Below are 15,981 nucleotides of genomic sequence, written 5' to 3' on the forward strand. Positions count from 1 at the left end.
GGACTTGGTGTGCGGGCGCTAATCGAGACGCCGCCAGAATCTGCAATTATTCTTCCTAAATCGGCTGTCAAAGGTGATAGCGCGGCCGCATATATATTCCTGTTCGAGAATGGTATTGCACGCCAAAGGGATGTAAAGGTCGAAAGCATAGATTTCGAACGGGTCAAGGTCACCCAAGGCGTTCAGAGCGGCGAAAAAATCATCCAAAACCCACCATCCACTTTGCGCGATGGGCAAAAAGTAGAGCGCAAGCAAAGAAAGTCTGCACGGTAAGCTGATGTGGATTTCTGATGTCTCGATCCGGCGTCCCGTTTTCGCGACAATGGTGATTGCTTCGCTAGTCGTTCTGGGCCTGTTGAGTTTTGGGAGATTAGGTGTTGATCTGTTCCCCAAAATCGAATTTCCTTATGTTTCGATAACAACGACTTTGCCCGGTGCGTCTCCAGATACGATTGAGACTGAAATAACCGACGTTATCGAGGAAGAGGTCAACAGCGTTTCGGGCATTCGGCAAATGCGCTCAGTCAGCGCCGAAGGCGTCAGTCAGGTGGTGTTGGAGTTTGAGTTGTCGGAAGATGCCGATGTGAAGGCTCAGGATGTCAGGGACCGGGTGGCCAGCATATTAAGCAATTTGCCGGAAGAATCGGACGCGCCTATTGTCGAAAAGCTTGATCCGGACGCAGCGCCGATATTGTCGCTGCTGATAGCAGGAGATGCGCCGGTCCGAGAACTTACAGTCTTTGCAGATGAGGTCGTTAAAGAGAGGCTTCAGCGTATTCGCGGTGTAGGTTCTATCTCAATTGTAGGTGGGCGGGAAAGAGAAATGCGGGTCTGGCTTGATCCTGCAAAGATGCGTTCGAGCGCCGTTAGTGCGGATAATGTTATAACGGCATTGAGAAACGAAAATGCCGAGTTGCCGGGCGGCCGTCTTGAGATTGATGGTCGCAGTAAGCAATATGGAACCAGAACATTGGCGGAAGCCAATACAGCCTCGGAATTTGGCAATCTCGCGGTAGCTTATCGGCCCAACGGACAGGTCACACGGGTCCGCGATATCGGGCGCGTGGAAGACTCGGTCGAGGATGAAACCAGCTATGCCCAGTTGAATGGTCGCCCTGGAGTTGTCCTTGAGGTTCGCAAGCAATCTGGAAGTAATACGGTTGCAATGACCAGGGCAATCAAAGCGGAGATAGAGCAAATCAAGGGCCAGCTACCGAGCGGAGTTGAAATTGTTGTCACGAGAGAGACCGCGAGATTTATCGAATCGGCCATTGGTGATGTCCTGTTTGATTTGATGATCGCGGTGGTATTGGTTGTTTTTGTCACGTTCTTTTTTCTGCTCAGCTGGCGGGCAACTTTTATCGTTATGCTGGCCATCCCGACTTCCGTTATTGCCACGTTCGCTGCCTTTGCTGCCTTCGATTTTACGCTTAATTTCATGACATTATTGGCGCTGACGGTCGCGATTGGATTGCTTGTTGATGACGCTATCGTCGTTGTTGAAGCCGTGCAAAGCGATGTCGATGAAGGTGCTGATCCAATGGAGGCCGCACCAATAGCAACCAAGCGGGTCGCATTGGCGGTGCTTGCCGGGACATTTGCCACGTTGGCAGTGTTTGTGCCTATTGCCTTTATGGAAGGGATAGTCGGACGTTTCTTTTTTCAATATGGCTTGGCGATTGTCAACGGCGGAGTAAAATCAGGCCATATGGCGGCGCAAAAGTAGACCAGTTTTTGGTTGAGCGTGATGGGTGCAAAATGGCGGCGGCCAGTCAGCCGCGCTCCCCAAATAGCTGGCGGTTGACTGGCCGCTTTGGCCCGTCAGGGCCAAATCTGGATTGGCTGGATCAGGTGGCGGCTTTTGCCTTCCGGGCACGGCTTTGGCCGAGTCGATAGCTGTCGCCATTCATCTCGAGGATGTTGACGTGGTGGGTCAGCCGATCGAGCAGTGCTCCGGTCAGACGTTCGGTGCCGAAGGTTTCGGTCCATTCGTCGAATGGCAAATTGCTGGTTATCATCGTGGAGCCGCGCTCATAGCGCTGCGAGATCAGTTCGAACAAGAGCTCTGCACCGGTCTTGGACAATGGCACAAAGCCCAACTCGTCGATGATGAGCAGCTTGACCGCGGCCAGCTGCTTTTGCAGGCGGAGCAGACGGCGCTCGTCTCGGGCTTCCATCATCTCGTTGACCAGCGTCGCGGCGGTGGTGAAGCTGACCGAGAGGCCCTTCTGGCAGGCAGCCAGCCCAAGTCCGAGGGCGACATGGGTCTTGCCTGTGCCGCTCGGGCCAAGGGCGATGACATTCTCGCGCCGGTCGATCCATTCGCAGCGGGCCAGTTCCAGCACCTGCATCTTGTTCAGCTTTGGGATCGCCTTGAAGTCGAAGCTGTCGAGGCTCTTGGTGGCCGGGAATTTCGCGGCCTTGATACGGCGTTCGATCATTCTGCGCTCGCGATCGATCAGCTCCAGCTCGACCAGACGTCCCAGGAACTGGACATGATCCAGCCCCTCGGCGGCGCACTGGCGCGCGAGCTTTTCATACTCGCGCAGGAATGTCGGCAGCTTCAGCGTCTTCAGATGATCGGCCAGCAGGATCTTCGGCGCGTCGGTCATTCCGCCGGCTCCGTCATCAGGGCCATGTAGCTGGCGGCCGATGTGGTCTCGACATTGGCGCGCGGCAGGTAGGGATAGACATCGAGGTCGAGCTTCGGCGGCCGTTTCTCGACATGGCAGAGAACAAGGTGCTTGACGGCATCAAAGCCAATTGCCCCCAATTGCAGGGCCTTCTTCACGGCGGCATGCAGATCGTCGATGTCGAAGGTCTCGAGCAGGCGCAAAACCTGCACGTACTCGCGGCGTCCGGCCTTGATCATCCGCGCCTCCATCAGGCGGCGCAGTGTTGCGAACTCGGGCGGCAGGCTCCATTCAGCCAAGGGAGCTGCTTGGTCCAGGGCGTTGATCTTGCGCTCGATCAGCGGAAGGTAATGCAGCGGATCGAAGACCATGTCCTCGCGGTCGTAGCAGCGGGGATGGCGTGTGATGACTTCGCCGCTGCAGCCAATAACCACCTCGTCGACATAGCCCCTGATCCAGACGTCGCGGTGGCCGTAAGCGACCGGTACCGAGTAATCGTTGGTTTTGTAGCGCACCAGCGCCTGCGAACTGACCCTTCCGGTTGCCTGGTCACAGGCATCGAACGGTGCCGCAGGAAGGCCGGTCATCGCCGCCAGATCCCGCGCGAGGCGTTGACCGATCGTCTCGGACTGGCCCCGCAGGACATCCGCCTGACGTTCGCGGCACTGCTCCTCCAAATAGGCGTTGAACGCCTCCCAGCTCGCAAACCGCGGGATCGGTACCATGAAGTTGCGGCGGGAATAGCCGACCAGCCCTTCCGCGTTACCCTTGTCGTTGCCCTTGCCGGGGCGGCCGTAGCGATCGCGGAACAGGTAGTGCGACAGGAACCCGCTGAAGAGCGTGGCCCGCTTACGCGTTCCGTTCGGAAGAATCTTCGCAACCAGGCAGCGGTCGTTGTCGTAGAGGATCGATATCGGCACCTTGCCGAAGAACGCGAAGGCGTGGACGTGGCCATCAACCCAGGCTTCCGCCGTTGCCGCCGGATAGGCCCGCACAAAGCAGGCATCACTGTGCGGCAGGTCCATGACGAAGAAATGCGCCTTCTGCTCGACACCGCCAATGATGACAACCGCCTCGCCGAAATCGGCCTGGGCATGGCCGGGCCGATGGACCAGCGGCACGAACATCTCGCGACCGCGCCGTTCGCGCTCCCGCATGTAGTCCTTCACGATCGTGTAGCCGCCGGTGAACCCGTGTTCATCGCGGAGCCGGTCGAACACCCGCTTCGCTGTGTGCCGCTGCTTGCGATGAACCCCCAGATCGCCGTCCAGCCAGCCGTCGATAATCCCAGTGAAGCCATCCAGCTTCGGTCGCTTGACCGGTGCCGATCGCCGGTAACCCGGCGGAACCGAGAACGCCATCATCTTGGCTACACTGTCGCGCGAGATGTTGAAATGCCGCGCTGCCTCCCGCTGGCTCATGCCCTCAGCACAGGCCAGCCGAACCTTCCGATATAAATACACAGTAAAAATCCTCCCGCCCTCCCTGTCGCCAGAAAGGGTAAAGGTGGACGACTTTTACACCGCCCGCAGCAAGCTCATCCCGCCGCTACCGTGGCCGACTTTTGCACCGCCGTTCTCACTGCACGACGGCTTCGGGAAATACCGCCGTTATCGCATCGGGAAAGCCCTTGAGACCATCAACGACTGCCAGCATGATATCCTCGGTGCCCCGGTTTTTAAGCTCGTTCATAACGCGCAACCAGAATTTGGCACCTTCATTTTGTTCAATCCACAGGCCGAGAACCTCTTTGCGGCCATCAGCGCGGACGCCAAGCGCGATATGAATAGCTTTGCTGCGAACCATGCCTTCATCGCGGATCTTGACGCGAATGGCGTCGAAAAACACCAGTGGATAGGCCGGATCAAGCGGCCGCTGCTGCCAGGCAGTAACTTCTTCCAGCGCTGCGCGTCTTCCCGTGCCCCCGGCACGGCGCGATGCTCGCCGTCGGTGACAGTCGAGATCAGGTCAGGCGATACGTCGATGCCGTACAGGGCGCGCAGATGCCCGGTGATCTCTCGTGTGCTCATCCCGCGCGCATTCATTGAGATAATCTTCTCATCAAAACCAGGGAACCGGCGCTGGTATTTAGCAATCAACTGCGGATCAAAGCTGCCCTCGCGGTCGCGCGGCACCTCGATCTCGATTTTGCTGCTATCGGTGATGACGCGCTTGCGGCCATAGCCATTGCGGCTGTTGCCTACCTGTTCATCGCCACCCAGATGATGATCCATCTCGGCATTCAACGCCCGTTCGGCGAGCGCCTTCTTCAACGAATCCAGCAACCCTCCCTGATCCAGCGCAGAAGCTGCATCCGATCATGCCAATAGTTGATCCAGTAACTCTGCCGGGATCGTCGGCTCTTTGCGTCGTCACATAGTGGGACTCCTTTTACCCATTATGCCCCACCGCGGCTGTTTCCCGGAAAATTCCATGTGCTTGGCGGGCGGTTGTCAGCACTGGACGGCGTGCGGCCCGAAGACATTGCGATCGACAAGCTGATCAAGCGCGTCGAGCAGGGCGGGATTGACGAAGTCGTTCTGGCGATGAATGCCACTTTGGAGGGTCAGACGACGGCCCATTATATCGCCGAGCGATTGGAAAATTATCCCGTGAGACTCAGTCAGCTGTCGCACGGGATACCGGTGGGCGGTGAGCTGGACTATCTCGATGAGGGGACTCTGGCGCAGGCGTTGCGCTCTCGACGGCCGATAAATAGTGATTGACCCGGTTTCGGTCCAAGCAGTGTTTGGGACGGCCAAAAATTTGCCTGGAAACCATCCAAAATGCGGGGAGATCAGGCCGCGCCAGCTATGACGCTACGTCATCCTGCTCTTATTAATTATTCTCTGTTTCCAGAAGATGCGGGCCATTGGATGTTGGAAGCAAATCGGCTGCTCATTTGTTGCGCCAAAAGTGCCGCATAGGCTGACAATAAAGCCACAGTTTGCAGAAAACGGTGCATTGATGCGAGATTTGGCTATCAAATGTGACGGGCTAGGCTATACATTAATGAGGATAAAAAATAAATTTTCAGGAGAGCATGTTATGAAATTAGCGTTGAATCTATCTGCGTGCGCATTTGCACTTGCAGCAATCACCACCGCCCCCGTTTATGCACAGACGCAATCGGATGCCGCCGACCAAGTTGACGGAAGTGATGAGGGTGCCGTCGATAATAATGTGATCGTGGTGACCGCACAGGGCCGGTCGCAAGCTTTGTCCGATGTTCCTATTGCTGTTTCGGCCATTAACGCGGAACAATTGCAGAAGAGTGGGGCAACCGACATTCGTGAGCTCAACCAGCTTGCGCCTTCATTGCTTGTGTCATCGACCGGAAACGAAGCCAATGGCTCTGCCCGTATTCGCGGTATCGGTACCGTGGGTGACAACCCCGGACTGGAAAGCTCCGTGGCCGTGTTCATCGATGGTGTCTATCGTTCGCGTAGTGGTAATGCGCTCAGCGAACTTGGCCCGATTGATCGGATCGAAGTTCTGCGGGGTCCGCAAGGAACATTGGGTGGCCGCAACTCTTCTGCCGGTATGATCAGCATTACCACTGCCGCCCCTGAATTTACATTCTCAGGACATGCCGCAGCATCCTACGGCAATTACAACCAGATACGTCTGGAAGGGGGCATTAATGGCCCGTTGAGCGATACGATTGCTGCGCGCGTCGACGGCGTTTATTTGAAGCGCGACGGCTTTTACAATGATGTTGTAAACGGAACCGACGTCAATAACAAAGACCGGTTTCTTGTGCGTGGCCAGCTGTTGTTTGAGCCAAAGGATGGACTGACGGTCCGGGTGATTGGTGACTATTCAAAGAAAGACGAATCCTGCTGTGCAGCGACGTTCGTCCAGCCTGAATTTGCGCAGCGGGCAAGAGTAAGCCCGGGACTTGATCCTTTCGCTCTTCCACAGCCTGGTGCGCCCGCTCTTACCGACACGGCGAATCCGATCATACCGGTGCTGTTGGCGCTCGGTCAAAACAGCAACGCGCTTACGCAAAGTACGTTCAACCGGGATATCTATGTCACACCCGGTCGTTCATATGCCGGTGAAACCGAGGATTTTGGCGCTTCGGTTGAACTCAATGCCGAACTGGGTGAGATGAACTTCACGTCGATCACCGGATATCGTGAATATTCCAACTTTCAGGGTAGTGATACCGATTACACACAGGTAGATATCCTTTATCGCGAGCCGAATGAAAATGCCGGTGCTCGTGAGTTTAAAACCTTTACGCAAGAACTGCGACTGCAGGGTTCGGCGTTCGACGACAAGCTGGATTGGTTGGTCGGCGGTTTTTACGCCAACGAAAAGCTTGAGGTACGAGATAATCTGCGCTTTGGTTCGCAATATGGTGCCTTCGCACCATGCCGTGTCGTCAATGCCGTTAACCCGGCCCTTGCATCTCCAACCAGCACAGGCTGTCTAAGCGCTGGCGGCAGGGCTGCATTGCAAGCCGCAAATGGAGGTGCTGGCGCATTCGGTGCAGCGACACCGTTGATTTTTGCCGGTCTGGACAATCTGGCTCAGATCAATGACAAGGGAACGGTGCTCGACACATATAATCAGAAAAGCGAAAATTTTGCTTTTTTCACCCACAATATCTTCCACGTTACCGACAAGCTCGATCTGACTTTGGGACTGCGCTATACCAATGAAACAAAGGATTTTAACGCTGCCTTTACCAACGACAATACGATGTGTCCGGTTCAACGGGGATTGTTCACACCGTTGCTCCCTAGTGCACTTGGCGGATTGGCAGCCGGTCTGATCGGTCTGTCATGTCAGGGTAACTCAACCGCCGAACTGGATGGGGTCACCTTGAGTGACAGCCGGAGCGAGAATGAATTCACGGGTACGGCTATCCTGTCTTACAAGCCAGTTGACGATCTGATGCTTTATGCCAGCTATTCGCGCGGTTATAAGGCTGGCGGCTTTAACCTCGACCGGTCCGCGTTGACCAGTTCGACGCTGGTCAACCCGGCATTGGCAGGGAGCACCGCCAATCTGCAATTTGACCAGGAGACGGTGAACTCGTTCGAAATTGGCGGAAAATACTCGACCCGGGAATTTTCGCTGAGCGTCGCTGCCTTCCGTCAGCAGTTTGACAATTTCCAGCTCAACACGTTCAATGGCTCCGCTTATGTGGTTCAGAATGTAAACGCGTGTAGCGATGATCTCGGTGGTGCGGATCGCGATGCCAGCGGCGCAACGGGCAATTGTACCCCGGATAACGTCAAATATGGCGTTGTCGCGCAGGGTGTCGAACTGGAAGCGTCGATCAACCCGATCAGAGACGTGAATATCTCGATGGGCCTGATTTATACCGATACCAGCTATGAAAATAATCTGGTTGGCCGTGATACTGGCTCTCCACTCGATCCGGCTTTGCGCCTGCTGCCAGGCGACAATCTGTCCAACGCGCCTGAAATCACTGCTACGGCGTCATTGTCCTATACCCCGCCAATCGGAAATAGCGGGCTGACCGGTCTATTCTATGTGAACGCTCGTACGACCAGCGACTATAACACCGGTTCGGATTTGCTGTATGGCAAGGAACAGGACGGGTTCACGCTGGTGAATGCGCGTATCGGTATCCGTGGTCCGGATGATCTATGGGCGATCGAAGGCTGGGCACAAAATGTCTTCAATGTTGGTTATTCGCAGGTTGCGTTCAACACGCCATTTGTCGCATCGCAGCAGACCTATTCGGCTTTCCTTGCGGAACCAAGAACCTATGGCATCACATTGCGTGGCCAGTTCTAACACTACTTTGGCAGATTTGTGAGCGAGCGATGAGAGATGCAGTGTCCGCACTGTGGACACGTCAGATCAGGAGGTTTGGCGAGGCGTTCAATGATGGCCTGCCTGATCGTCGGCAGGCTCGGCTGTGGTGGCGACCCGGCGATTCTTTTTTCCCCCTTGGCCTGCTTGAGGAGGCGGGATTGCAGGAAGGCCAAGGCAATCATCGACATCAGCGCATGTCGGTGAAGCCCCTTCCATGATCGGCCTTCGAAGTGATCGAGGCCGAGCTCTTCCTTGAGTTGCTGATGTCCCTGTTCGCAGACCCAACGGGCCTTGATGGCTCCGGCAAGCGGCTTGATCGGCGTGTCGGAGGACAGGTTGGGGAGGTAGTATTTGCGCTCGCCGGTTGAGCGATGTTCGCCGACCAGCCACACTTCCTCGCCGGGCAGATGTTGCGCGCCACTGTTCCGGATGCGTTGAGGCGGGCCATCGGCAACTCGCACGCGAACGGCGGCGAAGCGTGCCGAGAGCAGCCCCTTGGTTCCGCGCCGCCAACTGACCTTGCGCCACTTTGCTACCTCCAACATCGCCTTCGCCGATACGGATGTAGCGTCGGGAATGTGCCGCTTGCGGGGGCGACCACGCCCGGCGACGGGAAAAATCATCGCCACGTCGGCGGGATAGACTTTCTGCTTGTACGGGATGCCGACGGCCCATGTGAGGCCGCGTGCACTTGCCCAACATTGATACGTATTGAGGGGCCACACCCACGTAAGCGTGGCGAGGACCTTCCAATTACCCACAAGTCTTACGGATGGCGTTGGCACCGATTTTGATGTCCATGAGGCGGGTCCATCCTCGCCAGATCACAATGTTACCTGGAGGCGGGTCATGGGCGCGAGCGAGATAGCCGCCGAGCCGCGCGATTTCGTACAGGTAATCGGATATGGTTATGAGCCTGGGCACCTTCTTTCTGGAAGCCACAAGATGATCGATCAGGACGATTTTGTCATCGGTCAGCGCGAGCCTGGGTGATGCGGAAGGCGCGGCGCGATTGATCATGGTCATCCAGAAGATGCGCCAAGACAGGATGCAGAATATTGCGATCAGATTGACAAGTCGTTCGGCAGTCCGGAGCCGTGCATCCTCAGCCCGACAGCCGGATTTTAGTGTCTCACCTTTGGAGTAAACCCACCAGCTTATAGCTGGTAGCAGGCTTCAGCCGTTTTGGTTTGCCCCGCACTATCCTCCAGAAAATGACCGGCTCGCAGGCGAAGTCATTTTCTGGAGGATAGTGCTTATGCCATATTCACGCGGATGCCACACCGCTTTTCATCACCGTTATCACATAGTCTGGGCACCAAAATACCGCTTCAAGGTGCTGCATGGGGAGGTTCGCCTGCGGGTGCGAGAGGTCATCCGGCAGGTTTGCAGCGAACTGGGTGTGAAGATCATTCATGGCGCTCTGTCGCGTGATCATGTCCATATGTTTGTAGAGATCCCGCCTCACATTGCGGTCAGCGACTTCGTGCGCCGGGCAAAAGGGCGATCATCGCGCAAGATACAGCAGGAGTTCGAGCATATTCGCAAACGCTATTGGGGACAGCGGTTCTGGCAAAGAGGCTATTTCTCGACCACCTCGGGCAATATCACCGACGACGTCATCCTCAATTATCTGGATAAGCATGCCAAGCCAAACAACGCTGGCTTCAGCCCCAGGCCATGAACCTACCGGCATCAGCCGGTTAGTGGTTCAGTATCTTGTGGAAAAGCTCGATCTTCCAGCGTTGGGCGTACCAGTCGAGCTTTTCAATCGCTTCGGCAGGCGTTGTTACCGGCAGATCAGTGATAAGCCTCCAATCGATAGGGGGCCGCCCTTCAGGTGCTCTACACTCACGGGCATGCAGGATGGTAAGGTTGAGAGACGGATAGCGCTTTTGCTTGCCGATCGGTGGCAACACCTGGATCCGTCTATAGCGTAACTCAATGTCGGCATGATCGTCCTTGTCGATGTCGACCCGGTGCATGCCCTGCACGGAAACCTCGCTCATTTCGTCGGCAATGGTGTGGTCACCGTCACCGGCCAGACGATCGACACAGGTGCGGACCAGAAAATGTGTGCCGAGTGCCTGCGCTTCGCAAAAGAATTCGTAAATGTCGTTCTCCCGGTCGCGGGACTGTCAGTAATTTCGTGTGTGGGCGGGCGGTTTAACATTACGCCGCCATGGCTTTGATGAAGCGTTCACCGAAGATTACGGCAAACTGAGCCTTAGCCATGGTCCACTCACGTGGCGGCATTCTCCACTCTTTTTCGGATCGGTTCAAGATCAGATAAAGCAGTTTGGTTGCCGCCTCGTCGCTGGGGAAGTGGCCCCTGGCCCTGACGGCGCGCCGCAGCTTTGAGTTCAGCGCCTCAATGGCGTTGGTGGTGTAGATGATCCTGCGTACTTCCTCGGGGAACGCAAAAAACGGGATAACCTCGGCCCATGCCCGCCGCCAGCTCTGACTGATGGCGGGGTAACGCTGGCCCCATTCACTGGCCTCGAAGGCCGTCAGCGCTTCCTCGGCGGCCTTGGCATCCACAGCCCGGTAGATGGTCTTCAGGGCGCTGACGAGCGGCTTGCGGTCTTTCCAGGAGACAAAATCCATCGAGTTGCGCAGCAGATGGACGATGCAAGTCTGGACGACGGCATCAGGGAACACGGCGGTGATCGCATCGGGGAAGCCCTTGAGGCCGTCGACAACCGCCAGCATGATATCATCAACGCCCCGGTTCTTGAGTTCATTCATGACGCGGAGCCAGAATTTAGCGCCCTCATTCTGCTCAATCCACAGGCCGAGCACCTCCTTGCGGCCATCTGCGCGCACGCCAAGCGCGATATGGATGGCTTTGCTGCGCACCATGCCCTCGTCACGGATCTTGACCCGGATCGCGTCAAAGAACACCAGCGGATAGGCCGGATCCAGTGGACGCTGCTGCCAGGCTGTGACCTCTTCCAGCACTGCATCGGTCACCGTCGATATCAGGGCGGGGGAAACGTCGATGCCGTATAGCTCGCGCAGATGCCCGGTGATCTCGCGCGTGCTCATGCCCCGCGCGTACATCGAGATAATCTTGTCATCAAAGCCTGGGAAGCGGCGTTGGTATTTGGCGATCAGCTGCGGATCGAAGCTGCCAGCACGATCCCGCGGGATGTCGATCTCGAACTTGCCGGTATCGGTTATCAGGGTCTTGCTGCCGTAGCCGTTGCGGCTGTTTCCTGCTTCCTTGTTCTCGCCAAGATGATGATCCATCTCGGCACCCAGCGCCCGCTCGGTAAACGCCTTTTTCAGCGAATCCAGCAAACCGCCCTGTTCAAAAACAGAGCTGGCATCGCTGCCGGCAAGCAGTTGATCGAGAAGTTCATGCGGGATCACAGGTTCTTTGCGTCGTGACATAGTGAGTCTCCTTCTTACCCATTATGCCCGCCCGCACACGAAATTACTGACACTCCCCCGGTCGCCGATGTGGACCAGTCGCTCGGACTCGCCCAGCATAGCGGTCGACTGACGCATGTTCTCGAGCCAGCGGTAGCTTTCCTTCTCCTCGTTCGGCACACGCGTAGGATTGATCCTTCGTTTCAGCGCGTTGGTGCCCTTGAATTTGGTACGGGTCCAGAATTTTGCCGCTGTCAGACCTAGCGGCAATCCCTCGGTCGTGATCGCAAGGCTAGAATGCATGAGCAGACCACAGACCGTATGAAGCCGCAGCCTGCCATTTTTATCGCGTCGGCTCGGTGCCAGACCGATTGCACCGATTTTTTCCGGCGCGCGGCGTTGATAGGAGAATTCAGTGGTGTCCTGTAGAACGAGGATAAACTCATCAAGCGCAGCAACGCGCGCCCGGGTCGCCTGGAAATGACCAGTGAGGATATTGCCTTCGTTCACCGCTTCATTCGACAAAAAGCGATAGGCCGCCTTGGTATTCGCCCAGTCCTGACAGGCCATCGGGATCGGTGCGCCAATCGCTCCTGCCATCTGCGCAAGCATCGTTCTAAGCCGCTCGCCCAGACGCTTGTCGCGAAATGCGCCGATATCAACTTCCCCATCGGCCCATCTCACTGCGTCGAAACCAGAATTCCCCATTGTGCACCCCGTCAGCTATTTCAGGTGCCAGAGGATGAATCATACTCGATTCCACGTGAGCAAGGTCCGCGCGGCCAATGGAATCACACGTGCGACGACTTGTGGGTAATTGGAAGGTCCTCGCCACGCTTACAGCAAGCCTCGCCCTTGGGAGTTAGTCTCCATGCACGGCTTTCCTGATGGCAAAATGGCTGCCAATTTCGAGATATATCTAAAATCCGGATCAGGTCGCGCTTTCGCCAAAAGGCATCTTAGATGATCAAAAAAAGCCCCGCCGGTTTCCCGGCAGGGCTTTCTTCATATCATGGTCGCTTCAGATCAGAACTTGAAGCCAGCTCCAATACCATAGCGGCGTGGCTCAAGTGAGAAGATATTCGTGTACAAGCCCGACGACTGATCGGTGACATATAGTCCGGTCTCCGAGTTGCTGTCGAAAATATTCTGGACAAATCCACGAACATACCAGCGGTCATCCGTACCGTTCAACTGAATCTGGGCGTTTGCTTGCGCATAACCTTTGATCCGGTTGACATTGCCGTTGAAGATACTGCCGAAACTTTCACCGGTATAAGCAAGGTCAACACGCGGGACCAGACTCATGCCATTGTCAAAGTTCATGGTATATTGCACGCCAGTGGAGAATTTCAGCTGAGGTGCCTGTGGCAACTGGTTCCCACGAATGTTCTTGGGAACACCGGCAGAGAAATACTCGATCCCGCCAAAGGCTGCCGGAACAACGCCTGCACCAGCAAAAGCTCCTTGGGCCGCTGCGTCCAGCACAGCGCAAATACCAAAGGCACCGGTTGAAGCAATGCCACCATCAGCAGGGAATGCCGTGGTTGGTTGCAGGCCTGCTCCAGGTGCAAGTCCCGGCACCAGACCGGCATTGATCGCACCATTTATCGTGTTGACAAAAGCATTTACACCAGCTGCATTTCCGGACGTGGAAGCCACCGCACAATTGGATGCATTGGTAATATCCTGGATGATGACCGCATCCGACCGGCCTCCGCCAAAATCGCGCGGATCGCTGTTAAACGTATCGCCCTTGACCTTGGTGTGCAGATAGCTGAAGCCCATGTTGATCATCCAGTCCGGATCAGGACGAATGACTGCCTCGACTTCCGCACCGTAAATATCGGCATCGATATTTTCGTTTACAGCGGTCCGAGCAACAATCTTGCTGAGCTGCAAACCCTTATATTTATAGTAGAATGCAGTCAGGTTGAGTTGCAGAGCCCCATCGCCAAATGTATTTTTCGATCCGATTTCAAACGCATCGACCTGCTCGGGCCGGAAGGATTCCGGAGCTGCGAAAATTGGCTGCAGTGGCGGATTTATACCACCTGACTTATAACCGCGAGAATAGGATGCATAGATCAGATTGTCGTCGGTGATTTTATAATCAAGCACCGCACGGCCAGTGATTTCATTGAACTTGACCTCCCGATTCTGGAAAAGTTGATTACCGGGTATACCTGGATCGGCATCCAAAGATCCGACGAATGGTGATTCAAACGCATCGGTTGTTTGACTATATGGCACAAGGAAGTCTGCCAGCGTTGTACGCGCTCTAACTTTTTTCTTGTCGTTGTTGTAACGCAGTCCACCCGTCAGTTTCAGCTTGTCGCTGATATCGAAATAGACTTCGCCGAACAGGCCATAGGATTTGACCGTCAGATCATCCGAATGGTTGCGATAATATGGCGTGCCGAGGAATGAAGGCGGCAAGCCATCGGCAAGCGAAATGAAGCTACCGAGCAAACCTGCCCCATAATCGAGCCCGAAGGCGTTCACATAATAGCTGTTCTCGGTCAGATGAGAGTCGGCATAAATACCGCCGACCAGGAAGTTGAACGGACCATCCAGATCGCTTGAGATGATCGCCTCGACGGACCAACTGCTGTTATCCAGATTCGACCGGTCAAATTGAAGCGGTGTTGCGTCGCAAATGCTGTTGCCCCCAAATACCCCGAGACCGGTGGTATCAGTATCTGAAGTACAAAGCACGCCGTTCGGTCCATCCGGAATGATCGCAGAAGCAAGAGGTGCAAAATAAGCTGCAGGAAGACCTGGGATCGCACCAGCTGCAGCTGCAGCAAGCGTGTTTAATCCAGTTGCATAAATATCCCTACGGCCAATATTGTTGTTATAGTCCTGCCGAGAATCCAGCTTGACCTTCTGGTAGGTACCGGAAAGTTGCGCGCTGATCGGCCCGAAGTCATGTTCGATCTTGCCCTGGAACGTCAACTCGCTGGCAAAATATTCCGGCGTGAAGGCCGTGTTGACCGTCCGCGGATCCGCGGGAACGGAAACACCTGCATATTGGTCTGGACCGTAAAGACTACCGAGAGCAAAAGCCGTTGGAATACCCTGAGTTGCAAGGAATTCGCGCGACGATAATGTAGCCGCAATAGTCGAGTTCGCGTTGAACGATTCTGCATTGCGAGAACTGTTCAGACAACCCAAAATACCTGTAGGGTCACGTTGACAATATTGCTTCTGAATCCGCATACGATTGTCATCTTCGCGGAAATATGAAGCATAAAGGTCAATCGTCGTATCCGCAGTTGGTTCGAAACGCAGCGAACCACGCACCGAATACATATCCCGGTCATCAAGATCAGGGCCGCCGTTAAGATTGGTGGTATAACCATCGCGTTTTACATAAACGCCGGCACCACGGAATGCGATATTGTCACCGATGGGAATGTTGACCATGCCCTTGACTTTGATCGCGTTATAATTGCCATATTCGGCATCGCCGGATGCCTTGAACTCTCCCATTTGTGGCTTGGCAGTGACAACATTGACCACACCCGCGGTCGCATTGCGTCCGAACAACGTGCCTTGCGGACCGCGCAGCACTTCGACGCGTTCGAGATCGAAAAATTCTGTTTCAAAAAGTCGCGTCGCGAAAAGAGGCGAATCGTTCAGGTGAATGGCGGTTGCCTGATCACACGACGCGCCGACACAAAGATCGCCGATCCCGCGAATTGTAAAACTGGAACTGACAAAATTGGTTTTGGTAAAGGTGATGTTCGGGAGCGTTAGCTGGAGATCGGAACTGTTCTCGATCTGTTGGGCTTCCAAGGCTGCCCCGGAAAATGCGGAAACCGCAATCGGTACATCCTGAGCACTTTGTGCCTGCCTCTGCGCGGTCACGATAATGACATTGCTATCAATGGTACCATCATCACGGTCCTGCGCCATGGCAGGTACGGACATTGTAGATATAGCTGTGGCGGCTAATAATAACGATTTACGCATTTCTCTCTCCCAAATCCCAACATTTTATCGGAGAGTGATATTTTTACGCACCCCCCCCCATTCCGTTATTACTTAACTAATCGCTCGATTAAGTCCAGGCTCAAATCGTGAAACATCTAGTTTTGCTCCATTTTAGCACGATACACAGGCAAATTGATGCAATTTTGCTACAAAAAAGCCCTGCCGATTTCTCGGC

At 55.2% G+C, this 15,981-nt stretch carries 11 protein-coding genes and 3 pseudogenes; 5 read left to right on the forward strand and 9 right to left on the reverse strand.

The genetic code is table 11. From position 1 onward, the window contains the following. Positions 1–9 precede the first annotated feature (9 nt). Together ACWFTY_RS06825 and ACWFTY_RS06830 are read left to right on the forward strand one after the other, a co-directional pair. Positions 10–273: a hypothetical protein gene (locus ACWFTY_RS06825; RefSeq protein ID WP_123906196.1), complete on the forward strand. Its 264-nt coding sequence runs from the start codon at positions 10–12 to the stop codon at positions 271–273. A gap of 4 nt (positions 274–277) precedes the next feature. After that, positions 278–1,726, forward strand: a complete 1,449-nt coding sequence (locus ACWFTY_RS06830) for an efflux RND transporter permease subunit (protein WP_100092251.1) — start codon at positions 278–280, stop codon at positions 1,724–1,726. A 121-nt stretch (positions 1,727–1,847) separates the two neighbouring features. Here ACWFTY_RS06830 and istB read toward each other — a convergent pair whose 3' ends face one another. The 3 genes and pseudogenes from istB to ACWFTY_RS06845 form a co-directional block, all read right to left on the reverse strand. Next, the gene (istB, locus tag ACWFTY_RS06835) at positions 1,848–2,612 is read right to left on the reverse strand and encodes an IS21-like element helper ATPase IstB (RefSeq protein ID WP_100092247.1); all 765 of its coding nucleotides are present in this window, start codon (positions 2,610–2,612) and stop codon (positions 1,848–1,850) included. Beyond that, positions 2,609–4,096: an IS21 family transposase gene (istA, locus tag ACWFTY_RS06840; protein WP_123906195.1), complete on the reverse strand. Its 1,488-nt coding sequence runs from the start codon at positions 4,094–4,096 to the stop codon at positions 2,609–2,611. The genes istB and istA overlap by 4 nt, the downstream gene beginning before the upstream one ends. Before the next feature lie 118 nt (positions 4,097–4,214). After that, a pseudogene (locus ACWFTY_RS06845) lies at positions 4,215–4,933 on the reverse strand (IS256 family transposase); the annotation flags it as partial. 111 nt (positions 4,934–5,044) lie between these two features. On the opposite strand from ACWFTY_RS06845, the pseudogene ACWFTY_RS06850 reads away from it, so the two are divergent. Continuing rightward, positions 5,045–5,359: pseudogene (locus ACWFTY_RS06850) on the forward strand (toprim domain-containing protein); the annotation flags it as partial. A gap of 322 nt (positions 5,360–5,681) precedes the next feature. Further along, positions 5,682–8,411, forward strand: coding sequence for a TonB-dependent receptor (locus ACWFTY_RS06855; RefSeq protein WP_335647973.1), 2,730 nt, complete (start codon positions 5,682–5,684; stop codon positions 8,409–8,411). 87 nt (positions 8,412–8,498) lie between these two features. Here the strand turns inward: ACWFTY_RS06855 and ACWFTY_RS06860 are convergent. Continuing rightward, positions 8,499–9,124, reverse strand: a pseudogene (locus ACWFTY_RS06860) (transposase); the annotation flags it as partial. 61 nt (positions 9,125–9,185) lie between these two features. Continuing rightward, a complete protein-coding gene (locus ACWFTY_RS06865) occupies positions 9,186–9,458 on the reverse strand; it encodes a hypothetical protein (protein ID WP_335647967.1) in 273 nt (90 codons plus the stop codon). Positions 9,459–9,690: 232 nt separating this feature from the next. Here ACWFTY_RS06865 and tnpA point away from each other — a divergent pair, with 232 nt between their 5' ends. Continuing rightward, on the forward strand, positions 9,691–10,116 hold the full coding sequence (gene tnpA, locus ACWFTY_RS06870) for an IS200/IS605 family transposase (RefSeq protein ID WP_335647968.1): 426 nt from the start codon (positions 9,691–9,693) through the stop codon (positions 10,114–10,116). A 19-nt stretch (positions 10,117–10,135) separates the two neighbouring features. Here the strand turns inward: tnpA and ACWFTY_RS06875 are convergent, their stop codons facing one another. From ACWFTY_RS06875 to ACWFTY_RS06890, 4 genes are all read right to left on the reverse strand, one after another. Further along, on the reverse strand, positions 10,136–10,441 hold the full coding sequence (locus ACWFTY_RS06875) for a hypothetical protein (protein WP_335647974.1): 306 nt from the start codon (positions 10,439–10,441) through the stop codon (positions 10,136–10,138). 163 nt (positions 10,442–10,604) lie between these two features. After that, positions 10,605–11,828, reverse strand: a complete 1,224-nt coding sequence (locus ACWFTY_RS06880; RefSeq protein ID WP_447526563.1) for an IS256 family transposase — start codon at positions 11,826–11,828, stop codon at positions 10,605–10,607. 21 nt (positions 11,829–11,849) lie between these two features. Then, a complete protein-coding gene (locus tag ACWFTY_RS06885; protein WP_335648090.1) occupies positions 11,850–12,515 on the reverse strand; it encodes an IS4/Tn5 family transposase DNA-binding protein in 666 nt (221 codons plus the stop codon). A gap of 318 nt (positions 12,516–12,833) precedes the next feature. Further along, complete coding sequence (locus tag ACWFTY_RS06890; protein WP_246255331.1) at positions 12,834–15,743, reverse strand: TonB-dependent receptor; 2,910 nt, start codon at positions 15,741–15,743, stop codon at positions 12,834–12,836. Between the last annotated feature and the right edge of the window lie 238 nt (positions 15,744–15,981).

The sequence above is a fragment of the Parasphingorhabdus sp. NYA22 genome (assembly GCF_976973735.1).